Annotated in this window: 21 protein-coding genes; 13 read left to right on the top strand and 8 right to left on the bottom strand. The window is 39.9% G+C overall.

The features are described 5' to 3' along the window. Positions 1-5 precede the first annotated feature (5 nt). The 3 genes from BI198_RS11340 to BI198_RS11330 are packed head-to-tail and all read left to right on the top strand — an operon-like array spanning position 6 to position 1,772. A complete protein-coding gene (locus tag BI198_RS11340) occupies positions 6-1,154 on the top strand; it encodes a tyrosine-type recombinase/integrase (protein WP_070049649.1) in 1,149 nt (382 codons plus the stop codon). Positions 1,155-1,164: 10 nt separating this feature from the next. Continuing rightward, a complete protein-coding gene (locus tag BI198_RS11335) occupies positions 1,165-1,467 on the top strand; it encodes a hypothetical protein (protein ID WP_070049648.1) in 303 nt (100 codons plus the stop codon). Continuing rightward, on the top strand, positions 1,464-1,772 hold the full coding sequence (locus tag BI198_RS11330; protein WP_070049647.1) for a hypothetical protein: 309 nt from the start codon (positions 1,464-1,466) through the stop codon (positions 1,770-1,772). Before BI198_RS11335 ends, BI198_RS11330 begins: the two co-directional genes overlap by 4 nt. Before the next feature lie 498 nt (positions 1,773-2,270). Here the strand turns inward: BI198_RS11330 and BI198_RS11325 are convergent, their stop codons facing one another. The 6 genes from BI198_RS11325 to BI198_RS11300 form a co-directional block, all read right to left on the bottom strand. After that, positions 2,271-4,604: an AAA family ATPase gene (locus BI198_RS11325; RefSeq protein WP_070049646.1), complete on the bottom strand. Its 2,334-nt coding sequence runs from the start codon at positions 4,602-4,604 to the stop codon at positions 2,271-2,273. After that, complete coding sequence (locus BI198_RS11320) at positions 4,579-5,244, bottom strand: ABC-three component system middle component 1 (protein ID WP_070049645.1); 666 nt, start codon at positions 5,242-5,244, stop codon at positions 4,579-4,581. Before BI198_RS11320 ends, BI198_RS11325 begins: the two co-directional genes overlap by 26 nt. Continuing rightward, on the bottom strand, positions 5,222-6,454 hold the full coding sequence (locus BI198_RS11315) for an ABC-three component system protein (RefSeq protein WP_070050835.1): 1,233 nt from the start codon (positions 6,452-6,454) through the stop codon (positions 5,222-5,224). The genes BI198_RS11320 and BI198_RS11315 overlap by 23 nt, the downstream gene beginning before the upstream one ends. A gap of 156 nt (positions 6,455-6,610) precedes the next feature. Beyond that, positions 6,611-6,964 (bottom strand): hypothetical protein, encoded by a 354-nt coding sequence (locus BI198_RS11310; protein ID WP_070049644.1) that lies wholly within the window; start codon positions 6,962-6,964, stop codon positions 6,611-6,613. Between the two features lie 320 nt (positions 6,965-7,284). Further along, positions 7,285-8,373, bottom strand: coding sequence for an IS91 family transposase (locus tag BI198_RS11305; protein WP_070049643.1), 1,089 nt, complete (start codon positions 8,371-8,373; stop codon positions 7,285-7,287). After that, positions 8,370-9,209, bottom strand: a complete 840-nt coding sequence (locus BI198_RS11300) for a tyrosine-type recombinase/integrase (RefSeq protein WP_070049642.1) — start codon at positions 9,207-9,209, stop codon at positions 8,370-8,372. Before BI198_RS11300 ends, BI198_RS11305 begins: the two co-directional genes overlap by 4 nt. A 684-nt stretch (positions 9,210-9,893) precedes the next feature. Here BI198_RS11300 and BI198_RS11295 point away from each other — a divergent pair. From BI198_RS11295 to BI198_RS11285, 3 genes are read left to right on the top strand one after another with little or no spacing between them, the layout of a single operon-like run. Beyond that, positions 9,894-10,457 carry a hypothetical protein gene (locus tag BI198_RS11295; protein WP_070049641.1) on the top strand — a complete coding sequence of 188 codons (564 nt, stop codon included), beginning with the start codon at positions 9,894-9,896 and terminating at the stop codon, positions 10,455-10,457. Positions 10,458-10,461: 4 nt separating this feature from the next. After that, the gene (locus tag BI198_RS11290) at positions 10,462-12,972 is read left to right on the top strand and encodes a hypothetical protein (protein WP_070049640.1); all 2,511 of its coding nucleotides are present in this window, start codon (positions 10,462-10,464) and stop codon (positions 12,970-12,972) included. Further along, positions 12,951-16,241, top strand: coding sequence for a site-specific integrase (locus BI198_RS11285; RefSeq protein ID WP_070049639.1), 3,291 nt, complete (start codon positions 12,951-12,953; stop codon positions 16,239-16,241). The genes BI198_RS11290 and BI198_RS11285 overlap by 22 nt, the downstream gene beginning before the upstream one ends. Before the next feature lie 369 nt (positions 16,242-16,610). Here the strand turns inward: BI198_RS11285 and BI198_RS11280 are convergent, their stop codons facing one another. After that, positions 16,611-17,795, bottom strand: a complete 1,185-nt coding sequence (locus BI198_RS11280; protein ID WP_070049638.1) for an MFS transporter — start codon at positions 17,793-17,795, stop codon at positions 16,611-16,613. Positions 17,796-17,949: 154 nt separating this feature from the next. Here BI198_RS11280 and BI198_RS11275 point away from each other — a divergent pair, with 154 nt between their 5' ends. The 5 genes from BI198_RS11275 to BI198_RS11255 all read left to right on the top strand — a co-directional run bounded on the left by BI198_RS11275 (position 17,950) and on the right by BI198_RS11255 (position 22,361). Then, positions 17,950-18,834, top strand: a complete 885-nt coding sequence (locus BI198_RS11275; RefSeq protein ID WP_070049637.1) for a LysR family transcriptional regulator — start codon at positions 17,950-17,952, stop codon at positions 18,832-18,834. A 395-nt stretch (positions 18,835-19,229) separates the two neighbouring features. Next, positions 19,230-19,460 carry a hypothetical protein gene (locus BI198_RS11270; RefSeq protein WP_070049636.1) on the top strand — a complete coding sequence of 77 codons (231 nt, stop codon included), beginning with the start codon at positions 19,230-19,232 and terminating at the stop codon, positions 19,458-19,460. A 94-nt stretch (positions 19,461-19,554) separates the two neighbouring features. After that, on the top strand, positions 19,555-20,412 hold the full coding sequence (locus BI198_RS11265; protein ID WP_070049635.1) for a DUF6236 family protein: 858 nt from the start codon (positions 19,555-19,557) through the stop codon (positions 20,410-20,412). Between the two features lie 115 nt (positions 20,413-20,527). After that, positions 20,528-21,265 carry a TIR domain-containing protein gene (locus BI198_RS15910; protein WP_083256603.1) on the top strand — a complete coding sequence of 246 codons (738 nt, stop codon included), beginning with the start codon at positions 20,528-20,530 and terminating at the stop codon, positions 21,263-21,265. A gap of 112 nt (positions 21,266-21,377) precedes the next feature. Beyond that, positions 21,378-22,361, top strand: coding sequence for a hypothetical protein (locus BI198_RS11255; RefSeq protein ID WP_070049634.1), 984 nt, complete (start codon positions 21,378-21,380; stop codon positions 22,359-22,361). A 436-nt stretch (positions 22,362-22,797) separates the two neighbouring features. Here the strand turns inward: BI198_RS11255 and BI198_RS11250 are convergent, their stop codons facing one another. Next, positions 22,798-23,841: an IS110 family RNA-guided transposase gene (locus tag BI198_RS11250; protein ID WP_070049607.1), complete on the bottom strand. Its 1,044-nt coding sequence runs from the start codon at positions 23,839-23,841 to the stop codon at positions 22,798-22,800. Between the two features lie 534 nt (positions 23,842-24,375). On the opposite strand from BI198_RS11250, the gene tnpA reads away from it, so the two are divergent. Both tnpA and tnpB read left to right on the top strand, forming a co-directional pair. Further along, the gene (gene tnpA / locus BI198_RS11245) at positions 24,376-24,675 is read left to right on the top strand and encodes an IS66 family insertion sequence element accessory protein TnpA (protein ID WP_070049633.1); all 300 of its coding nucleotides are present in this window, start codon (positions 24,376-24,378) and stop codon (positions 24,673-24,675) included. Then, the gene (tnpB, locus tag BI198_RS11240; RefSeq protein WP_070049632.1) at positions 24,672-25,031 is read left to right on the top strand and encodes an IS66 family insertion sequence element accessory protein TnpB; all 360 of its coding nucleotides are present in this window, start codon (positions 24,672-24,674) and stop codon (positions 25,029-25,031) included. Before tnpA ends, tnpB begins: the two co-directional genes overlap by 4 nt. Positions 25,032-25,061 lie beyond the last annotated feature (30 nt).

Genomic DNA, 25,061 nt, shown 5'->3' with positions numbered 1-25,061 from the left:
GTTTGATGATAACCATTAAGCGATGCACAGAGACAGGGTTTCTAACGTTAAACTTTAACTACCTCGGTTTGAAGTGTGTTGAGAATACTCAACTGCAAGATACACATCAAAATCGTAAAGTTTTATCTGAAAAGATAAAAGTGATTTCGTTTGAAATGATTACAGGGATATTCAGTTATTCGGCACATTTCCCATTTAGTAACCTGCAATATGTTACTGCCGCTATCCGCTATTCCGATGCTGTTAAGTTGCCTACTTTTGCACAGTATGCCGATAGTTGGTTGCATGCAAACACCAGTGACTTAGCCCCTTTTGTTAAACGTAAAGTTGAGCAAATAATTACCCACTATCTAATACCCGCACTGGGTGAACGTTGTGTAGAAGCTATTACCGCCAGTTGTTTGCTGAATTTACGAATGCAGCTAAGTGATAAAGTGGCTGAATTTAATTTTGTTAATTCAGCACGTAACCTCAACTTTATTGTTCGTGTTGCGACACATATCCTGCAAGACGCAGCCAAAACCTATTCTTTTAACCCTATAGATGGCGTTTCAGCACTATCGGGCGGGAAGAAAGATTTTGATCCATTTTCGCGTAACGAGATGGAGGCAATATTAAGAAGTGTGCCTGTAATTTTGTACGAGTTTTTTACCGTACTGTTTTACACGGGAATGAGTTGTGCAGAGCTTTATAGCCTGCAATGGCAAGATATTGATTTTAAGTACGGTTTTATTCGAGTTCGCTCTGTTCTAGAACAGAACTCTGTTAGCCAGTTTATAAGTACTCCAGCAGCAAGAGACGTTGTAATAACTCCGCAAATACATGAGGTATTACGCCGGCAACAGGTAAAAACGGGTAATGCTAAGTTTGTTTTTACTTCGGGCAAAAATCTGCCGTTTAAACACAAAACAATTGCATCGCGCATGTGGTTTAAGGCGCTTAAAAATGCAGATGTTCGCCACCGTAATATACACCAATGCAGATTAACTGCTGCAAGGGTATGGATAGAGCAGGGCTTCTCTATCCAGAGTGTTGCTGTGCAACTTGGAGGTTTAAAAATACAGCATTTATTTGCTTTACAGCAGCCTGAACACAGCGCATTAACTGATCAAAAGCAGCTTTCACTTTTCACCTCATCTAACAGCAATCGCTAAGGATATAGCCATGATTTCAATCGAACAGACGGTTATGCACAAGAACTTTATTGTTCAGAAGCAATTTCATCGTCAGGTACGTGAGCTGACTACATTTTTAATCACAGCGCTAAAAATAAATCCTTATGACAGGAATTTAGTATCTGCCTGTGGCGAAGGAACTGAGCATGATAATTGTGAGGCGGTATATCACTGGCTGAAACAGGAAGCTTGTTGTGTAAGCTGTATAAAAGCGATTGATATGTATGAGATCCAGCGTCGCTTTGTACGCTTCTTACTAGAGAACACAAGTCAGACGGAGTATTACGAATGATTGATCAATTTAGCCCGACGTTGTCGTATTACATAGTGCAAAATGCACCAGGTACAGACACAAAATACGCCTTTGGTATCAAAACGGCTGGTTATAGGTGTTCTTATTTTATAAGGACTGGAAAGGTATTAATTTATGACCCGGCCACTAACTTTTTAAATACATTGTTTGAGAGCTATAAGCTGCAGACCGAATGTAACACAGAGGAATACAAGCGGTTTGTATTATCGATTTTTAAAGAAAGGGCGTTTATTATGCCAGCAGAAGAAATATTTCATCTGCCACTTTGCTTCACACTCCAATAGCCAGATATGAGTGATATATAAAACCCTCTAGTTTGTTTAGAGGGTTTTTATTTATGTGAACTATGTGACCTATTACCGTGCATAAATTGGCAATATTTAGCCTTGTGCATCAGTTTTCGCTTGAGGAACAATTAATTAGTTAATTGCATTTAGAACACAACCAATTTGCAAGCGCTTATTACCACTCGTTGTAAGTTTACTGCACCATTAATTTCACTAAAAGTACCACTTCGACGGCTCGTATCTTAATGCCACTAGCAGGCATGCACTCCACTAAAAAACAAAGACCGGTTAGTGCCAATTGCAGACATTATAACCAACTCGCTTATCTCCCAAAACCATCCAGATCCAGCTTCTTTACTTCTTTTTCTTGTCAATCCTTGACCTACTTTCCTTAATCTGACGGAAGCGTACTGATAGCAGACACCTCAACGGGGCTCAACTCATCAACATTACCATCACGAAAGCCCAACTCTACCAGGTAGCTATAAGCGGCTTTTAGCAAGCATCTTTCGCCAAGAGCTGCATGTTGAGAGAGCTTGTTGTCAAACCTGCCCTTTCAAATCGATAACGCATATAGGCCGAGATATCATCCTCGTGTGAAGAGACAACCAACTGACAATGTTTAAGTTCGCAACGGAGTAGATCTGTCAAAGAAGCAACGTTAATTTCATCCAGGGATTGCGACGGATCATCAATCAAGATGAGAGGTACGGTAGCATAGACCTTGTTTAGGGAAAGAAAGAAGGCAAGACTAAGAGCGGACACCTGACCAGAACTCATAGACATGACTGCGTCGTGTTCAGACTTCTCGGCAGTCAGAAATCTCAACTGTGTACCTTCTCGGCTCTCGATAAATAGGCCCAGACCACGCTGGTAGTTTTGGATCAGTCGGCCACTGTAGATATGGAATATGAGCTCAATAGCCGAAATTGTCTGGTCGGTATACCTTTGCTCTGTTTCCTTCAGTGTGTCGCGGAGCTTTTTGATTTTACCTTGTGCTTTTTGGGCCGCTAGGGTTTCTTTTTCGATAAGTTTAAGATCGGAAATACAGGTTTGGAGTCTTGCATTTTGAGCCTCGTTAGCTTTAATCGATATGTACTGCTCTTTATCTCTCAAGTCTTCAGGCGTGATTATGTAGAAGTCCTGTAGGTCTTTGAAGGCGCTGTTTGTTGTTTCTCGCCAGTCCTCCGGCAGCGCTAAACCATCAGCTTCAATCTGTTTTTTATTCCTTAGAATCATTTTGAGCTTTTCAAGTCGCTCGTTTACTACGTCATTACTGTCCGTAAATGAGTCAGTAAACTGAATATTGTCGCTTTTCAGCTTCTCCATTAAGAGGGTTATTGCTGGGAGCCGAAGCTTAATTTTGGTCAGCTCTGCATGAAGATTTGGCTCAAATGTAGGCTTGAGAACTTTCAAGTTATCTTGAATATGGGTGTCGATAAGCGTCAGCTCAGCATCCATAGCAGCAATAAGGTTAACTAAGTTCTTTCCGTCCTTACTTAGTGATTCAGAGATCTGCTTGGTTCTTGCTTCAATGGCATCCACCATTGATTTGTGATCTTCCCAGTTCGTGCCACAGAGAGGGCACAACTGATCATCGGGATAGGACTTCTTATGTTCATCAATCAGCTGCCCTTTCAGGCGTTCTAATTCGGCTATGGTGCTCGCATTGGCGCTGCTTTTTTCGCGTAGGTTGTTTCGAGATTCAATTTGTAACCCAAACCACTCATGGCGCCCATTTGCCCAGTTTGGTAGTGATTGGGCTTCTTCGATCTTGATCATCGAGGCCCCACGCTTGATGATGGCCGCTGAACGCTCCAGTTCATCAATCTCCTTCTTGATTGCTTCAAGTCCATCAAGCTTCTCAAGGTCTTTACCAAATTGAGCTAAGCTTCTCAGAGATTCTTCGTTACGTTCGATGTCATCATCGATTGTCTCGTTGTGAACCCTAGTTTTTATTGTGGCTTTGAGCGGTAGAAGGGCAATAATTTTGCGAACTGATTCTTGGTAGGCAGCATGATCTACCGCTGAGTACGTTGAGAATAGGATCTCCTTGTCCCATATTGGTTGGACATCAGTCGTGGAGAGTTTTTTGTACTCAACATTACTTGTCTCTGCCTGCAATTTGCTTTTTAAGCTGGCTATCTCTTCTTGTAGTAATAAAGCTTTTTCCTTGCGTTCAGAATTATTGATGTACCTTGTGAACTTACTGTATATGGTGTTGCAGTTTTCAATCTCAGCTTCGATATCGCTGATGTTAAAGAGGTTTCCTAGTTTATCCTTACGTTGGTCTACCCGAGTGTGTAATAGCCGGTTTTGTCCTTGTTCCAAATAGTTAAGGAAGGAGAAGTTTTCCCTGAAATTTTTACCAAAAACGTCGTCAAGGAAGTTGTTGTCGCGCAGATTGCTCTTCGTAAAGTCAGATGATTCAAATTCCGGCAGCTCGTAAAGGTTAAAGTTCTCATAATTGTCTGCACGATTGTTTGCTGGCTTCTTGAATATCGAAGCTGGGCAATGTCTTGCTAAAATAAGTTTACGTTCACCATTAATGAATTCAATTTTAATGCAAAGATCGTTCTCGCCGGAGCGATTGTTCCAGAAGAGATTGTCCGCGTAGTTCTTTGTGCGATTACTTAGTAGAGTAGAGAATAAGTTTTGTATTCGACCGATCTGGCCGGTAAGTAGCAGCTCGATGGCGTCGAATATGCTGGTTTTACCATAACCGTTCGGGCCATCGAGAGTTAGCAAGGAAGACTCGCCAAGATCCAAGTAGATATGCTTGAATGCTTTGAAGCTAGAAACTTCAATCTTGGATATTTGCCAATTCATTTTTAATCATTTCCTTAATCATTTCGTCAGTGTTTGCGTTTGTGACTTGCTGAATAGTCGAGTACGTATCGCTCAGGCCTGCTTCTGCAACGGCCTCAGTTGCTTGCTGTCTCAAGGACACGAGATTTCCTTTATGACTAGGTAGCTCCAAGAAAGGAAGCTTGATAAAAATCTTGGCAGCGAAGCTGTATTGTGAAGCTTCAAGAGGGTTTTCTTTGTAATTAAGAAACTCCTTTTTTTCAGCAATCACAGATACCAGTTTGCTGTATGTGAAATTAGTGAGCGCACTTTCTTCCGCAGTACTGTAATAAAGGACATATTTTTTATAAAAGTGCGGATCTTCTTCGATTGCGAAGATCTCTTCTTCTTGATCCTTGAATTCGGCCAGAACGTTAAGGCGATGAATACAAATTAAATCGCAGTTTTTCTTGAAGCTTGGGTTTCTGAGAAATTCCTCAGGAGCAAGGTGATTGATTCGGTTATTCAGTTCGGCAGGGGCAGTTAGGTCGTCTAAGTTATGTACGACTGCGAACCTAATGGCAGATCCAGACTCGCGAATATAAAAGCTTGTGGTTTCCAGTTCATGTTTGTTCACAAAGCCATGGGCAACAAGTGCTTCATCCATGAGTTGTTTTATCATTTAGTCGCCCCTCCGCGTCATCTATTGTAATTACGCTAATGCATAGTGATTTGGTGATGTTACTTTCAAGCTTCTCAGTCGCCGGTTTGTTGTCGAAATCATCTGAGTTTGTGAATTTTGTATTAAAGGTGAATGAGGCTTCTGATTTACTAGCAATTAGATGATTGTACTCAAAAAGTAGTCTCAGCAGATCGCCGTTGTTTTTCATTTCACGGATCATGTCAGACTCACACTCTTCGCTTTCATCTACGTCAAGCGCTGTAGGTACGTAGAACCTATTTTCGCTATCTAGGTAGTGCGGGAGATGCTTGAATATGGGCTCCACCGAAATAGCCTGGATGAGCTTGGTATATCGCCTAATGTCGTTCGTCTGAACGTCTTGGAACCGCTCGGATGGCTTCATCATCTGGCATAGTTTTTTTAATTCGTTGATGGGCGTTTCGCGAATGTGCTCACACAAACGTCTAGCTCTCTCATAAGTGGCATCACTCATGCGTGGAAGTGTCTGATCCAGTATTTCTTCCAAGTATGTTAGGAGTTCAGTCTTCAACTCAACTGCATAGTAACCCCTATCCTGGTAGGGGTTTTGGTTCAGAAGGTCCTCTAAGATTTCTTTGCCCTCGATACGGCCCACGTAAGCAGCTTTGTTTTCTGAAAAGCCGTCCACTTGATTTAATTTGTGATTGTGTATCGCCTTGGTACTTATTTTTTCTGAAAGTAAGCAATAGTTAAAATTTATGAGATTATCACTGACAGTGATGGACTCGTTCTCAAATATTTTTTTTATTAGTGCTTTGGTTAGTCCTTCAATTTCACCCAGTCCACAGTGAAAGTTGTCTCCGTAGCGGTAGAATTTTACTATTTCTCCGCTAGCGCCTTTGTGATCATCGGTATTGTCTAGCTGTACGGATACGTGAAAGTAACGGGGCGTCCCTTTTATTTTGTCGTATTCGATTAAAGTGCACTGCTCTAGTGCCTTGGCGTAGCCACTGCGATAACGACTAATCTTGGCTTTAACTTGATGAGCAGAATGTAGCTTTCCGGCCTTATAAATAGCGAAGTCGTCGCTACTATCTAGCTGAAGCTCGAAGTCCAAGTCACCATCATGAATAAGTTTAAGTGAGTGATATAGCGCAATTTTCCCTTGATAAACGAAGCCGCTCCACGAGGATATGGCGCTAGCTGGGTACTTCTCTTCTTGTTGGCTCACATGAACTCCTTTCACTGGGATCAACATGATCGTTCCTAATGACCGCTTTGGGTCGCAAGCGGACTTTTTACGGCCATCGTATAACGCTGCCAGCATGCGCGGCTACGAAATGGAGGCGAAGCCGCAATGTAGTAGGCGTCGCCGTGCCTGGCCTTGTTATGGTTTGATGAGTTTAGATTCTTCGAACCCACAGCCAGAACATTTATACTCTCTTTCCTTAGCGCCCATGTCACCAAACGTCGGATGGGCGCGAGTAGATACAATTTGAAATGTCCTATTATTGCACTTGGGACATGGTTCGCCAGTGGCGCTCGTAAGGGAGTCCAGTTTCGCTTTCATTTCCGCGTTTTCAGATATCAGAACAGCCATCTTCATCTTGGCATCTGCTAGCTCAAGGTTCAGGTCTGCAAGAAGATTCTTGAACTCAGCATCTTCAATATTCTTGCTTATTTCTCTGAGTCTAGTCGCCAAGCTTATAGCGGTGGAGACGGTTGTTACCAGATCTGCCATTTTAGATATCCTCTATCGATTACAGCCATAACCCTTTAGCGTTTTATCCGGCACGTTGTGCAGTGGCGGGTAAACGCCTGTTGGACGGGCCGACTCGCTTTATTATTGGTATACTTGATGCTAATGGAATTTGTTACTTTAGGGAACAACTGATTTACATCATGTTGAAGCGTAAATAACTATTAAGCATGTACTTATGTCGATTCTGGGTTGTCATCATACTCGCTGCTTTCTAATTTTTTTGTAAGGTTTCTGTTATTAGGCAATAGCAATCCTAGATCTTATCGACCTACTCTTTATCATCCTGATGCTTTAACAGGTCAGCTATCAGGCTTTCGGTGCAAATCTTGTGCTAATACAGACACTAAGTGAAGTAAACCCGTTCGGCAGTGCGGGCAATGCCAGCAAGGCGTTTCCTGTTCAGAGGTTGTCTGTTTTTCCTCTGGATTCGCTGCCACCTCCTGTTTTCTAATAATCGCCAGTTTCTGCTTGCGACATCGATTCGCCAATATTCCATAATGTCGAATGCGCATAAAGCCTTTTGGTAATACATGGCTTAAGTAACGGCGGATAAACTCAGTCCCCTTTAAGATCATCACTTTGTGTTTGTTGCCGTCTTTATAGTCACGGTATCTAAAGCTAACATTGTCAGTATCAATATGCTGCAACCGACTTTCATGCAATACGCCTTTGCGGGTATAACGACCAAGATAACTCAGTACCGTTTGTGGTTTACACAAACAAGCTTTGCTAAACACCGTCCAAGGTTTCGCCATCAATGCATCGGCGTTGGGGATGCTGAGCTGCTCACTGCGTAACTGCTGCAACATCTTCGCTCTGAACACTGTGGATAATGCCTTCACTGGAAACAAATAACCTTTGCTTATCAATTGCCAACGCTCAGCTTTATTTAACATACCGCCAGGAATTAAGCAGTGTAGGTGAATATGCTGCGACAGGGTTTGCCCCCACGTATGCAGGATAGCTGTCATGCCTAATTCACCTGCCACTTTACGATGTCTCTGAGCAAAGGTGCTTAACGTTTGCCACACCGCATTAAACAGGCTTTTATAGAGTTTCTCTGGTGCATACTGGCTCAGTACATTGAGCTCATGCGGCAAGGTAAACACGAGGTGGAAGTATTTCGCCTGCACCAAGTTGGCACTCTGTGCTTGCAGCCAATCACGGGTGCGTTGCCCTTGACAGCGCGGGCAATGTCTATCTCGGCACGAGCAGTACACCACTTGCTGTTGGTGGCAACTATCGCATTGCCACAATTGTTGGCCTAGAGCAGCGGTGCGACACTGCATGATATGTTTACATACAGCCTGTTGTTGCCAACTCATCGTTTGGCTCTGCTGATAGTCAGGTAGAAATTGATCTAGTACCTCTGACAAATGTAAGCTCATGAGATAGCCCAATCAGCAAGTAAATCTCTCGCACCGTTGCCCATTTCCGGCAACCAATGCAAGTAGTGCTGTGTCGTTTTAATATTGCTATGGCCTAACTGGTTTTGCAGTTCATGCAAGGGCATTCCTGCTACTAGCTGATGCGTTGCATAAGCATGACGCAAGCTATGAATACTGCATCCAGTCGGTAAGCCTGCCGCCTTAACAGCCGTTCTAAAGACCTTACTGATACTGCTACTGGACATAGCGAGCTCCATACCTCGACTAGAGTAAAACAACCAATCGCGTGGCCGATATTGCCGCCAATACTCGCGGAGTAACTGCAATACCGCTGGGGTTAATAGTACGTAGCGATCTTTATTTCCTTTACCAGAGCACACCTTCAATGTCTTTCTTTGACCATCAATATCGGCAACTTTAAGATTAATTAACTCCATTAATCTTAAACCAGTGCCATAGTATGTCATCAACATAAAGCGATGCTTTTGGTTTGGACACAGAGCAATAACACGCTGTATCTCTTCTTGTTTTAACATTAAGGGTGACGTAACCGTGCGCTTAGTAAGCGGCTTGGTTATCGTAAACCCTCGGTGTAAAACCGTTTTAAAAAAGAAGTAGATACCATTTAATTGCACATGAATTGAATTGCGAGATAGGTGTTTCTCTAACGTGAGATACCTAAAATACTGTTCAAGCTGGGCTTCTGAAATCGTATCTGGGCTTTGATGATAATGTCGACTAAGTTGCTCAACCGCATATAAGTACGTTTCTTCGGTTTTGCGGGCAAGACCACGCAACCGACATTCATCTATCATCGTTTTGCGTAAAGGGGTCATGATGTGTCTCCGGTTGTAATGGGAATAGTCCCGGAGTAAGTGTGGCTCAGATGGTGTTTTTTACGACAAGCTCCGCGTAGCGGCTTAGTTCAACAACTTTATCAGAGGAAACTTTCCTTTTATTCTGACAAAAGGGCTTCCTGTTAGTAATTCCCCATATTATTAACAAAATCTGCCACACTTTGCTATCTCTATGTTGTGATTAAATTGTTTATTTTAGTTGTCTGTGAAAATCAGGAAAGTACTTAATAATGGATATAAATACAGCTGAAACGTTTCTTGCTTTAAGTTATTGCAATGCATAATTACGAGACAGCAATGACTGCAATTGGCTCTTAGCAGTCTTTGATATTAATGGATGATTTCTGCAATCGATGGTCCTTGAGTTTTATAATTGTGGCTTACTGAAATTACTACCGGTGGACCATTTAAAATGCAACAGGTGCTGATGTAGGGAGTTCTTTTACAATGATCTACGATTTAGCAGGTGATAAGTAAAACTACTTTTTCAGACACTCTATATATGATATTCGAACTTAAGACCCTGCGAACCGGAGATTCTTTTTAATTATCAATATGATGAAAACTAGTCTTATTTGTAAATAATTGAAAAATAAAGGCGAATCGAGAAAATAATGAGCTATCATCAGTTACGCCTAAAATGGACTTAAGCGGAGCTAGCAGATGGAAACTATTACTCATAAGCAGATTACAAACCTATTAAGCCAAGCTGAGCTTCAAAATTTAGCTGATGTAAAATTGGAGTTAGACGGCGATTTAAAAATATTATGCACAAATATCAACCTAAATGCTCATTTACTGGTAAAAGGAGCAACTGAGGTTGAGTCACATCGCATTCCAGTAATAGATATGCTCCAACAGCCTGTATGGGGTTATTTTGATTCTAAGAAAGTATTCCGAGTGTTTTGTGGTTTAAATAGCTTTAGCCTTTATTGCAAAAGTCGACCTGATGTAGTGCCTGCTTTCGTTTTTAATAAAAAGCCCAGTAAAGCATTCAGAGATATGGCTATTTTAAATGAATTAACCAATGTGCTATTAGAGCAAAGGGTTTTTACAGAACCTTATAAAATTCATGAGTTGCTGTGTAAATGGTTTAACACAGATACCCGAGGCATTTTTAATGAGCCCAAATGGAGCCTGCTTTATCCGGGATTAACAAATAAAAATGCTTTGTGTGACCATTTAGGCATAAGTAGGAAATCTTTCAGAAGTGAAAGGAGAGGTTAGCGCTATGAAAAGCACTAATACTATTAGGCATAGTTTGTTAACTCACGCTGTGAAACAGGCTAAAAACCGCTATGAACAAGATAAGCTTGAAAGTATAGAAAATAATATTAATGCTTTTTTAACGGCAATTGATGCTCCTGAAGATTTAGCTGGTTTTTATTACGTGTCAGCATCACTAGCAGACTTAACAATGAGTGATGATGATAATTTACAACAACACTTGCAGTTACCTGATTATTTACGTGAAACGTTACAGCTTGATATCTGCGCCGATTCTGACAAGTCGGATGTTAATCTTTATCGAAAAAGACACAGGTCCTTAAATTGGGCAAAAGCTAATCCGTTATATTTAATTCTGTTTTATGCCTCAGTGCTCAAAAACTCGCCGGTGGATAAGAAATTCTTTCAGGCATTTGTTAGGCATTACATAACCAATAAAACAATACTGCAAGCTGAAGATATCCAACCCTTAACTAGCACACGCTGTGAGGAAGTTTGTTTAGCATTTCGGATGTTACAACATGCAGACAGCAACATGTTTTATGTCCAGTTGTTTTCAGATGAATTAGGCTCGTGGGGAGCTACTGAAATTGCTGCAAAACTAGATAAGTTGCTTAATGACAGTGAGAGCATTTTAAATAAAAAAGATCGACCTTATGTTTCTTCATTAAAACGATTTTTTTCAAACGATTGGCAGCCACCAAGACCAAGACGTGCAGTAGAGCCACAGAGCAACAAGCGTAAAAGTTCCAAACCTAGATTTAGTGGTATTGCGCTTAATCCTTCTGAGAGGAGTGACTACTCTAAGTTAGAAGCCTTACCTGTATTAGATGAAGATGGTGTAGATAGCCAAGATATTGAAATTTTACGCACCCACTTTATAAACTCAGTTGAGGATGAACCAGAGAGACTAATAGAAGATAGAAACTCAATAGGTGCAATTTTTGATTCTGATTTACAATTCGAAAAATCGATAAATATCACAAATAGTTTAAGGCGGAGTAATAACCTTAATTTAACCAGTAATTTAATTTTATCTAAAGCCAGTATTAGGGTTGTTAGAAAAATTTGTGAGCGTATTTTAATTGCAAACAGAGAGTCAGAATCAGAATTTATGTTGTTCTGTATGTTTACAACTGGATTATCTTTAGAGCGACTGTCAAAGCTAAAAGTTATTAAAAACTTAAAGTCGGATGATGAAGGAATTTATCTTGATAAAAATAACTTCTGTTTTTGGCGCTTCAAACATCGAGCTAGTGCAAATAGAGCCGTAATTAACCCTGAAGACTTTTATCCATCATCACCATGGGTATTAACACCTTGCCCTAATGTTATCTCTGTATATATAGGAGGAATGGAACCAAATAATGGCCAGATGATTTTTAACTCTGATAGCAACAAATTACAAACCAAGCTAGATAAAGTTTTACAGCGTGAAAGTGAAACATTTATGAGCTCAAATATCTCGACCAGTATGATTGAAAATTTTTTGGTGCGATTTATAGATGCCGACGGTAAAGTTGATCCCATAGTGATTGATTTTAGCTACCAAGTTGCGTGTTATGCCACAAGAGTTAGCCGAAGCTATGTGAACCTTTCAGACGGTGAAAGAATTCAGATGCTTAAGGATTTATGGAATTCCATATCCGATTATGCTGCAGAGTACAGTCTGCCTACGCTTTTTGCCCCAGAATTACCGGCAAAAAAACTTAACAATAGGGTAGGGTCGCCATATGTACCTAAAGCAGATTATTGCAAACAATTAGTTGCACAGCTAAAACAACAATTAAAAGCTAGTAAGCCAAAGTTTTATAAACCACTGAATGAAATTATTAATTATCATAATAATTTCATTCGTTATACGGCGTGGATGATTAATTTCGCTACAGGGTATCGAGCAGTCCACAACCCACTTCCAACACTAGCCCTTTATATTCCTTCATTAAAATTGCTAACGTTAAGCGATAAAGATGACGGAAGCTTTTCCCATACCCGAATAGTAGTTGTTGCAGAAGTGCTTGCAGAGCAACTAAAAAACTTAGTTGTACACCTTAGAGTATTAAGAGATTTACTGTCGCTATTTGATCCTGATTTAACTATGCAAATTTCAAATGTTATTAATAATGAAAAAATATTAGCGGAAAAGAATGAAAGTCAGATCATAGATTGGTTTGTAGATAATAGGAACTCTAGGCAACAGCATGGCCCATTGTTTTATATAGATAAAGCAATGAATTTAAAACCCGTTTCACCATCGTGGTTAGTTAATTCTGCTGAAGAAGGGATAACCGGTCCAGCAAATATGGGTAGGCACTGGTTAAAAACCACTTTATTAACTTCAGGGCTGCCTCCTGAACCCATAAACTTACAAATGGGCCACTGGCAGGAGGGGCAGTCTCCTTTGTATCTAAGTTCTACCTATGTGTTTGCTGATAGTTCAAATCAAATGGCTTCTGTAATAAGCGGTTTACTTATTTCACAGGGATGGCAAGCATGCAAATCAGATCTTTTATAAACTCACTTAACGAAAAAGGTAATCAGCACCCATGCTTAACGGAAATACTATTACACGTTACAAAGGTGGAAGCAGATAATTATCGTGATGCTTTTTATGAGATCGCGTTAACTTTAAATCGATTGATTAAAGCTTCAAAAGAAACCGAGACATTTGATAAGCATTTTTTACAAAAAGTTATAGGGACAATTTCAACAGCAGCGGATAAACAGCAATATCAAAGAAAAACCTTAGAAGCAATATTGCGATATGCTCAAAATACATTTGGTTTATCTACGGCTAAAGTACCACAAATAACAGAAATACGCCGTGATCCTCTAAGTCTTACTCTTAACCATCAAGTGAACGCGAATAAAGCTATAAAATTATTTGAGGCGATTAAGAAAGACACGGAATATCCTGTAAAACTTCAGTCTTGGCAGCAAGAATTTGGCAGGCTGGCGGTTATACTTTATTTATACGAAGGTGTTAGTCAACTCAGTAATGTTGCAGACGTAATGCGTAATTACAAAGTGTTCTACGTTGGAAACATTATTTATTTACAAGCTCCTATTACGAACAATACAAATACTGGGGTAAAAAAGGCAAGTAGTAACGAGCAACGCTATATTATTGGTCAGTATACCGCACTATTATTTCAACTTTTTCTACAGAAACTTAAAAATGACTTAAATGTCATAAAGCCTTTAAATTTAGAATCGACTGTAAAAAGCTTATCTTCTCGTATCTTATTAAGTTTTATAAAAAAATACTTATCTGCCCTTAATGAAAACATAAGCGATAGCGTAACAATTACAGCATTAAAAAGTTATAGACTCACCTATTGGTTGCTTCATAAAGGCGCATTCCAAACGCGATTGCTACTTAAAATGCAAGGTGCTACATCACTTTCTGAAGCTGGTTTTATTAGATTAATAACTAATAAAGCTGTATTGCAATTAGATAATGACATGCAAGGTGAACCTGCTAACGGCTTAGAGAAAGATAGTGCTTTTTTAAATGGATTGTTAATTAATGATGGTCTTAAAAAAGAAGCTTATTTAGATATAAAACACTCTGTAAAGTTAATTAAAGAGCTTATAGCCTTAATTCAAAAACCATCAAATTGGACAAATAAGAAAATAGCTGATGTAAATAAAGCTTATGAGGCCGAACAACAAAAAATACCCAAGAAGTATGTCGTTGCTGACTCAGTTGAAATAAAGTTAAAAACAGAAAGTTTTAAAAATAACTTTTATGTTTCACTTTATGGTAAATGGGTGTTGCATTTACTGAAGTACGGTGGTGTAAAAAAGGCAACATTAACGTTTAGGACTATTAAGGGCTATGCATCTACGCTGTTAAAACCATTTTTTATCATTTTTAATGATGTAGATTTTTCACGTTTAGATGATGAAACTTTACTAGAAAAGTTAAACTTAGTTGCAGAAATAATTCCTGATACGAAACAAAGATACGTTTATTATCTAGCAAATTATATTCAAAACATTGAAGTAATACCTGGTTTTTACGCAGGAAAACTGGATGTTATTTCTACTACATCATTAGTAGATGCGAACATTTTAAGTGTATCGCAAATGGAGACATTACTAACTAAGTTGCATAGCGCAGGAGAAGCGCACTATGACGCTATATTACTGCTTTGTTTAGGTTTTTATACCGGGATGCGACGTGGTGAGGTTTGTTACATTCGACTCAGTGATTTTGAGATAACGCAAACCAATAATGCGTATGATATTTCTATAAAAATTGTTCCTACAATGAACCGTTCTTTAAAAAGTCGAGCAGGAACTAGAAGTTTACAATTAGGCGCATTTTGGCCAAAACGCTGGCTTGCTCTGCTTAAGCATAAACTTGAACTTAAAATGTCTGGTGGGTTTACAAAATCAACTTTGTTATTTGATAAAAATGTTAATATGGAGCTTTCTTTAATTAGCACTCAACTTCGAGACTACCTAGTTGATAAAAGTTTTCGTTATCATAATTTACGCCATTCATTTGTATGTTGGCAATTTTATAGAATTATTTTACAGCAACAGTTACAAAAGCATAAACCAACATTACCACCATTTTTACTTGATGATTATTTCTCAGAGCATTCTTGCCAAGATGCTAGAGTAGCATTAGGTTTGCAAGATAACTCACGAAAATCTGTATATGCCTTATGTGCCATAGTAGGGCACAGCGAGCCTCAAATAACTTTTAGTAGTTACTTCCATCTTAACGAATTTTTTTCGTATTTAATTTCAAGCAGTCAGCTAATTTTAAAACAAGTTGCATTAAGTCGTTTAGTCCGTAGAGCTAAAATTGATGAGACACTGTCTGATGATAGCTTTGTTGATGCAATAAAATTTAACTTTAGTGATGAAGCAGACTTTAATTGGCAATTAAGCGATTTAGTTTTAAATTCTGAGTTGCTCAATATACAAAATGTACAATTAAAAAATCATTTAACTATACCCTGCTTAACACAAATGGAGCGAGGTTTTAGTTTTATAGGAAAACTTGATATAGCTGAATCAGGATTAGCTATTGATAAAGGGAATAAATATACGATTGAAGAGAGTTGGCTGCGAATTTTGGAGCAGGCAAGTTTAGAAACACAACGAGAATACCCTAAACACGGCAAAAAACGTATTACTAAGTATCCTGATTTACCGCATAGTAAACAACAATTACGAAGTGATAAGAAAATATCATACAAAAGAGATATCTATGAAAAATTAAAAAATAAAGCTCAATTTCTTTTAGATAATAATGAGATAGATGAATCTGAAATACTGAGTTCACTTACCGGATTTAAAGGGTTATTAGTTGCTCAAGCCTGGTTAATACAGTTTAAAGAGCCTGAAGAGTATTTAAAATTTCTAGAAATAACTGAAATGCTATTTATTAAAGAAGTACGTGTTAATAGTAATCTGTATCTGCCTAAAAGTTCCAAATATAAAGTTGCTGCCATTAAAAAAATCTGGGGTTGTGAGCCAACACTATGGCAACCTGAACCTCCAAAAGTGAAAAACAAGCTCATAAAGCAACCCAAGTATTGGCCGAAAGAGGCAGAGAAAGGCCTTATGTGGTTATGGTTTGAAACTGAGAGAGAAAATGGAAAAGTCCAAAAGCAGACAGTAGTGATGAACTTTATTCACTTTCTAATCATCGCTTGTAAAACAAGATTAATGATAAAAAAATTAAATGCACAAGCAGATATGCCAGCTGAAGCGTCTGAAAAGTTAATTACTTTTGAAGATGAGATGGATATTGAGTTTTGAATTTTATTTAGTAAAAGCTGCACTAAAATTGCTATTAAAATGTGAAAGCTTTCGAGAGTAAGTTTATATTTATCAATTGAGCGAATAGTTTGTTTGGTGATCCCCCCAACAACTAATGCTGATGTTGGTCGGTATTCGTTGTACTAGCTAATACTTGATCTATCCCTTTTTAGGGTAATGTTTAATGCATTTAGTGGTTCACTAATTGCAACGTATTTACGAGTAAAATTTAATGTCTCTTTAGTGCCAATTGAAGACATTTACAGCACTTTTAGTAAACGATCCTAGTAAGCGAAAAATGGATCTTCGATTAAGCTATCAGAAGATCCGTGTTTCTCGAAAACAGACGTTAGCAAATTTTTTGAAGAGTTAAGCAACTTTACAGGATAACGCCATTTCTCTGTTATCTAAGGCACCACTAACTCGGGTAAGTGCCAACGCAATTAGTACCACAACAGCACCAACCCAAGGTGTATTCATTAATCCAGACAGTTCAACAATGAGTCCACCTCCCCAGGCTCCAAGTGCAATGCCGACATTGAAAGCTGCTATGTTCAAACCTGAAGCAACATCGACGGCGTCTGGGGTATGCTGCTCTGCTAATTTTACAACATAGACTTGTAAGCCTGGCACGTTACCAAAGGCAAAAGCTCCCCATACTAAAATGGTAATTATTGCGGCGATAGGATTTACAGCAGTAAAGTTAAATACAAATAATATTGCAGCAAGGCCAGCAAAAATAATGGTTAGTGCCTTAATAGGCCCCATTTTATCAGCCATTTTCCCGCCCCAAATATTACCGATAGCAACAGATACGCCATAAACCAACATAACCAAGCCAATAACACTAGGATCTAACCCTGTAATTTGATTGAGAATAGGAGCTAAATAAGTAAACGCGACAAAAGTGCCTCCATATCCGACAGCTGTAATGGCGTAAACTAATAGCAATCTTGGTTGGGTTAAGACTTTTAATTGGGCTGAAATTCTTGTGGGTTTAGCTTGAGTTAAATTATTAGGGACGAGTATTGCACTGCCTAGCATCGCAATTAATCCTAGTGCTGAAACGGTTAAAAATGTTGCTTCCCAGCCAAATTGTTGTCCTATATAAGTCCCTAGTGGCACGCCAGTAACCAAAGCAACAGTCAATCCAGTAAACATTATTGCTATGGCGCTAGCTGCTTTCTCTTTGGATACTAAACCTGTTGCAATAGTAGAGCCGATTGAGAAAAAGACACCATGTGCTAGCCCCGTTAGGATTCGGGCTACAATAAGCGCTTCAAAACTTGGTGCTTGCCACGCCACTAGATTACCAAAAACAAATAAGCCCATAACAAATAATAGAACGTGTTTCCTGTTCCATTTACCAGTTAACGCAGTAAGTACAGGGGCACCAATTGCAACACCAAGTGCATACAAACTCACTAGTAAGCCAGCGGAAGGAATCGAAACATTTAGGTCTTGAGCCATAGTAGGGAGTAAACCTACGATAACAAATTCTGTCGTGCCTATTGCAAAGGCGCTGAGTGCTAATGCAAGTAATGCTAATGGCATAATCATCTCCAAGTATTTTTAAAAAGTGAATGGTTGAAAGTGATAACAATAAAATTGAGCATCACTTTGTAGTCGCTATTATTAATCGCTATAATGTTGCGATAAATGGTATTATTAACAAATTACTTTTGCAGAAAATGATGGGAATGCTCAATTGAAAACACGTTCAGATGATTTGGAACTTTTGCTTTGTGTTGTCGACTCGGGAGGATTTTCTGCGGCTGCCGATGTGCTAAATATTCAAGTCGCTCGTGTATCTAGAGCTGTAAGCAAAGTAGAGCGGCAACTAGGCGTTAATATTTTAACCAGAACAACAAGACGCACAGAACTCACAGACGAAGGTAGAAAATTCGTAAACACGGTACGAACCGCTTTGCAGTCTATTCAAGTGGCAGAAGATGACATTATTACGCGAGGGGCATTACCTGCTGGTAGGTTACGGATTAATGCTGCTAGCCCGTTTATATTTCATCAACTTATTCCTTTGATCCAACCTTTTAAATTAGCCTATCCAGACATAGAGCTTGAACTTAGATCCAATGAAGGGTTTATTGATTTAATAGAAAATAGGACCGATGTTGCCATTCGCATCGGTAAGCTCGAAGATTCAACTTTACACGCAAAAGTACTCGGCAGAAGTCCTCTCCATATTGTTGCGTCACCTGAGTATATTGCTAGACGAGGGATGGTTAAACTCCCTCAAGACCTAAAACATCATGATATTATTGGATTTTCGGACATTAAATCACTGAATAAATGGCCTATTAAAGGAGGGGAGCTTGTTGTTCCTACTTTAACGGCAAGTAATGGAGAGACAATACGACAACTAGCGTTATCAGGAAATGGTATCGCCTGTTTATCAGGGTTTATGGTAGATGCAGATATTGCATCAGGCGCTTTGATAACATTATTAAATTCATATCGCTTAATCAATACAGAAAGAGAAAAAATAAATGCTGTTTACTATAAATCCTCTCCTGTGGCTAAACGGATATCTGCATTTCTAGACTTTATTAAACCCCTATTACAACTTGAATAGTTGAAAATAGCATACCAACTTTTGTTTACGTTAGAGCGTCAATTATCTCAATGTATTTTCCGTTCGACCTAATACGTTTATAGTCTGCTTTGAGTTGTGAGTAGCAGACATTGATATCTCGCTTATTTAGTATTTAAGGAACATAAAATAAGTATCGTTTTAGCTGTACTTATAACCAGTGTTGAATGTTTTCCTGCCAAGTCACGAAATCAGGAAACTTTCCTGATTTGCACAAATGTCTCCTTGAAACAGTTTAATAATAAGATAGTGATAGCAAAGTGTTACTGCTTTTGTTAATAATATGGGGAGTTACTAATAAGAAGCTCCTTTGTCAGAATAAAAGGAAAGTTTCCTCTGATAATAGTTGTTATGTGTTACTCAAAGTAAGGTTCAATATGTCAAATGTAATGGATACAATTAAAATTAGAGATAATAAAATCGACTTTAAATTAGCTATGATTTTGGCATTTGTTTTAGTGGCTATTTCATTTTTTGCTGTAGGTTTTTTATATGCTCAGGCACCGCATACTCTAGTTGCAATAAAGTTATTGGCCATCTTCGGAGCTATAAACGCTTTTGTAGTTTATTACTTATGTAAAAAGCTTAGTAATATATTAAACACATAACAAAACATTATGGTGGGAATTTTACTCGCTGGGCTTCGCCCCAAAGCGATCCTAAAATCCCCATATGTTAAGCGTTATACGAGCAGGAGGCTAAATGGAACGCGGTATAATAATTACTCCAAATTATTCAATCTTGAATAATGGGCATGGATTACAAATGAATGGTTCTGTTGAACCTATAAATATCAGAAATTACCTTCTTTTTTGGGACAAGATAGATTATCCAACAAACAATATGATTCATATTGGTGGTGGTCAGGATGTTGACTTCTTAATTCAGGAAGGGATTGCTAAGTCTACAGCAGTACGATTTCGTGAGTTACGAGGTGATCAAAATGGATTTTTACCACTAGCAACTCAAATGGCTGCTTACGAAGAAAATAACAAAGTTAAAAATGAAGAGTGGAGTATTGCCCAGCCAACGGATCAATTAATTATTCCTCAGCAATATGCAAAGACACAAGGGTGTTTAGAATTTGAATTGTACAATGCTATTCAAATTCCAACAGGTGATGTCCCCCTTTCAGAAGTTATTGATTTTAAAAGTAAAAGGTTGCCAGAGCTTTTAGCATTACGTGATGCTATGGATTCAATTGTAGATGCTGTAGTTACAAGCCAAGATATACCTAAGCGAAAGAATAAAGCAATCAATAAACTTCATCGTGATTTAAACGATTTCAATCGCGTGATGAAAGAAACTGGATTTCAAAGAGTTAAACGTTCTTTAACGGCAATAGCGACTGACCCGTGGTTTGGTGTAAGTAATGCAATGATGCTGGGCAATGGTTATTTGCCAGAAAATTATCAACCATATATGCAGGGGCTCAATGTGGCAGCTTTAGGGGCTTGTGCGCTGAAATTTAGCTATCGCGAATTGGGCGTCGGACGTAACATACCCGCTGAGTACAAACATTTTGCATATCTTTCGAGTATCCAAAGAGAACTCGTATAACAAAGCGTTTAAGAGTGATTCCTTACGCTTGGCATTTTCGCTTTGCTCAAGTGTAGCCAAACGTGCGTCACACCTTAACGCGGGGTTATGTGATCAAACCAATCAAGGAGTAGATATGCCATTTAAAGACATGCTCAATGATAGAGTAAGAGTGATGCGCTCTAGTGGCGAAGAGCATGCGGACATCCCTGCCAGTGTTCAAAAGAATAAAATATTCATTCAGCAATCCGATATTCTGATTGAGTCAGGTGATTTTGTTGAGCGAAAAATGTCCAATGGTGGCATTGAGCTGTACGAAGTTATAGACCCTGGATTTCATGAAGGTCTGGGATCTATACCGGCAGGCTATCAAATGATCGTCAAAAAGTCAGATGGAAAAAAGGAACCTAAGCTGGTCGCATCTCAGAGCGGCAATAATCCAAAGGTTTTTATTGTTCACGGACACGACGATCTAGCTAAATTAACTTTGGCTCGGTTTATTGAGCAGATTGGTCTAAATCCAATAATTCTTCATGAGCAGGCAAGCTCAAGTAAAACCATAATTGAAAAAATCGAGTCTTACGGTGACGTTGGGTACGCTATTGTTTTATACACGCCATGTGATGTTGGTTCAAAAGCAGGGGAAGAAAATAAGCCGAGGGCGCGTCAGAATGTAGTGTTTGAGCATGGATATTTCATTGGGCGACTGGGGCGCTCTAAAGTTACAGCTCTCGTCAAGGGTGGCGTTGAAACCCCGAATGATATTAGCGGAGTTGTGTATATTGATTTAGATGATCGTGGTGCGTGGAAAATGGATATAGCAAAAGAGCTACAGCATGCAGGCTATACGGTTGATTTAAGTCGTGCACTATAAATCACATAACAAACCGCTCAAATTCGTTCCGGCCACAAAAGGCGTGGCCTCCACCGGACTCGCTAACGCTCGATGTTTAGCGGGGCGTTAGATTCTTAAATATGGATATGTCATGAATTGGAAATCTATTATTGCAACGGCCCTTGTTACAGGGCTTGTTACCATAGTAACCGGAATGTCATTATTTTGGTGGCAAACGGAAAAGGCCGAGCTCACCTATAACTCTATACAGAGCATACCTTTTGATGAGCCCAGCAATTCTTTATTTATCCAGCAGGTTGAGATAAAGAATTCTGGTGACAAAATAATTGAAGATGTCGTTCTCGTAGTCAGCTTTTCCGATGAAGTGATCGAGCGCTCCCGAATAGCTATTGATACCGCAATTTCGCATACGAAAGAAGTAAAAGACAACTCAATTACTCTGAGAATTGATGGGCTCAATCCAAGTGAGGGTGCCAATGTTTCCGTTATGTATAGAGCTACTTCGCCACAGTCAGGCGGTGCTGCAATTTCTCTTAGGGGAAAAGGGGTGGTTGGGAAAATAATTGGTTACAACAAAGGCGATAAAAAGGAGCCAATATTCATTTCGTTAATTGCAGCATATGCAGGAATTTTCGCCTTTTTAATGTCAACGAAACGTGGCAGGAAAGCGCTCCCTTTGATGTTTAAAAGGTTTGTTCTTGGTCGCTCTATTGGCGGGGAACAGAGACACGAAATTGCATCAGCGCTTTCAATGTATGGCTATCCCGAAAAAGCGAAAGAGTATCTGAATTCAAATGCAAGCAGACGGTATTGGGTTGAAGCAGACCTTCTGGCTGCTGAAGCTTTGAAATGCGAAGATTCAGTAAAGATCGATACCATTTCTATTTTAAAGGTTATCAGTGATATTGAAGCTATTCACGAAGGGTCTAAAGCTATTGCATTCTATAATATTGCAAGACTTCACAAATCTATGGGTTCGGAGAGTGAAGCAGATTCGTATTTAAAGCTAGCAAAAGGTCTAGATGCTACTGAAATTGAAAATAGGCTTTCAAAAGATCCAGTATTCTTGGATACCCATGAATCTAACACATATGAGCCTTCTCGGAGTCAATAGGTAAAGCCGCTCTTCTGGCCGCGCTAGCGGCCAGTTTGTTGTCCATCAGCAAGATACTCTGCTTCATCTGTCATCATGGTTGCCAGGCGATAGCCTGCAACAAACACATATAGGGGCTCTCTTATCTCACTCTCAGTGAGTGCCTGCTGATTTCAGCATCCTTGCTGACAGCAGGGGCACCAGACATTCATCGGTTAACCTGTTGCTGGCACTATTCAAGGCGACGGGCTTAAAGCCAGTTAGTTTCAGGCTCAGTACAGGTGCAAACCATCTTGCTGATGGTAATGCGCGGCGACAAGGTGTCTAATCAAGCGCGCTGGCTACGGCAGTGTGCCAGAAGGCCGGTGGTTCAGCATGTTGCTATTGGCTACCAGCCTTCATTTGAGCATCAGCCATGGTGTTCCAGTTAGACGTTCAGCTCACCTTGTCCCGCGACTTAACACGTTAAGAAACGTTCTTCATTGAACACCTTCTGATTTTTTAGCATGTAGTAAACACAACGGCCAATTTTATGCGCGAGCGCGGAGAGTGCTTTGGCTTTGCTCATGCGCTTTTGTAGCTTGAGTAAGTAAGATTTGGCTTTGTCGTTACCGCGCAGATAAAGCACAGCAATCTCACCGAAGGCCCACTTCAAATGCGCATTGCCAATTTTATTACCCTGAGTGCCATAGCTTTTACCCGCAGATTCTGCTTTACACTTAATCAACCGACTATATGAAGCAAAGTCTTGAACGGTATTAAAGCGTTCAATATGGCCAACTTCGTACAGGATAGTCAGTGCCAGAATGCGGCCAATACCGGGAAAACTGGTCAGGATATGGTAATCGTTGCCGTTATGATGCTTAGCATGTTTTTCAATAAAGCATTCAATAGAACTAAGTTCTTGGTTGTAAAAAGCAATGATGTTTAAGTCCAGATCAACATTGCGCTGTACGAACTGATCATCAAAGCGATCTCGCATAGCTTCGCGGGCGTTAGGGTAGCGTAAATTTAGGTTGTTAGGGGGTAAATTGTACTGGCTAGTGGTGTTTTTTACATGTGCTTTTAAGTCGGCGCCATGGCGAACAATACGAGTGCGGCGGCGCAATAAATCACGGGCAGAGCGCATTTCTGGCGGATACACATAGGCCTGCGGGAAATTGCCACCGCGAATAAGGTGAGCAATTTTATAGGAATCTATGCGATCATTTTTTGCTTTGCCGCCATGAATGGCCTTCATATACAAAGCATGACCAAGAATAAAATCGATACCATGTTCAGCACATAAGTCGCTTACCCAGTACCAGCAGTGCATGCACTCAACGCCAACGACAACATTACCGATATAAGGTGCTAAGATATCTAGTAATGGTTCTGGCAATGCTTTGATTTCACGGTGTAAGATGGTTTCACCGGCAGCATCCAGAATGCAAACGTATAAAGAGCGAGCATGCAAATCAATTCCACAATAGTACGGATGTTGTGTAGTATAAAATTTCATTGGGTCTTCTCCTTTTGGGTTTCGTCGCCTTTCAGCTTAGCCAATCTGGCAAAGCTGAGGGAGAAGGCTCAATGATTATCAATAAGCTCCACGCGGACGCTCCTGACGTCGCGCCGGTGAGCTAAGCGTCTGGTATGACTCCCCACGTCAAGCAGATTGAGTAATTTTCTGCTCAATAAAGAACCATTATTTTTGCTAGTAAAGTGAGTTAATGCACTAGATGAAGCTGGTAATGTTCGTCGGTTGTCATGCTGGTATACGTGGATTATTAGCTTTCGCTAACAGAGCCTACCTTACTTGTTCCGCCGTGGCACCTGTCTTCAGTCTAGGTTCGAGGTTCAACAGGCGTGAGACTGTTGCCATCCTAAAGCTTCCGCTCCTGCTCACGCCCCTTACCTACATCCCTATAGGCAACGCCGTCGGTGGTTGTGCCACACCCGCTGCTTGATCCAATGTAAGCGTCTAGCAAAGTGCACCTGCCAATAACTCGTTAAATCCTTTAGGCTATTTCCACGTTTCAATGAGGAGATAATCATGAGGAAATCACGTAGCCTTGAGCAGTGGCGCAACATTATCGAAGAGCAACAAACTAGCGATTTAACTATTGCTGAGTATTGCCAACAACATGCTTTATCAAAAAACACGTTTTATGCCACAAGAAACAAGCTTAGTGCGTCATCTGGTCATTTTATTCGTGCCAAAATCACCAAACAAATCGACGTTATCGAGCAGCAACAGCCGTTCACTCTTGCGATTGGCAATGTAACACTCAGCTTGCCGACAACAACCTCCGCCACCTTCCTAAGTCAATTATTACGCGAGCTTGCCGAATGAAAATGTTCGTTAAACCCGACAGTATTTACTTGCACCGCGATGTTGTGGACTTTCGAAAGTCTATTGATGGACTTGTTGCTATCGTTGAAAGCGAGTTAAAACGCGATGTCTATACTGGCGCATTATTTTTATTTTGTAATAAAGCCAAAGACAAGCTCAAGTTAGTGTACTGGGATAAAACAGGTTTTGCTTTGTGGTACAAACGATTAGAAAAGCATAAGTTTAAATGGCCCAGTCAATTAGATGAGCTGGAGTTTGAGCTCACCGAGCAACAACTTATTGGGTTATTATCGGGTTATGATGTGCTTGGTCATCAAGCATTGCGCTATCAGTCTGATCTAGAAGAGATCGAATGACGAGTCAACGATCATTGCCACCACGCCAGT

It is taken from the genome of Rheinheimera salexigens (genome assembly GCF_001752395.1).
GTDB lineage: Bacteria > Pseudomonadota > Gammaproteobacteria > Enterobacterales > Alteromonadaceae > Alishewanella > Alishewanella salexigens.
This window is presented reverse-complemented; position numbering and strand designations above follow the sequence as displayed.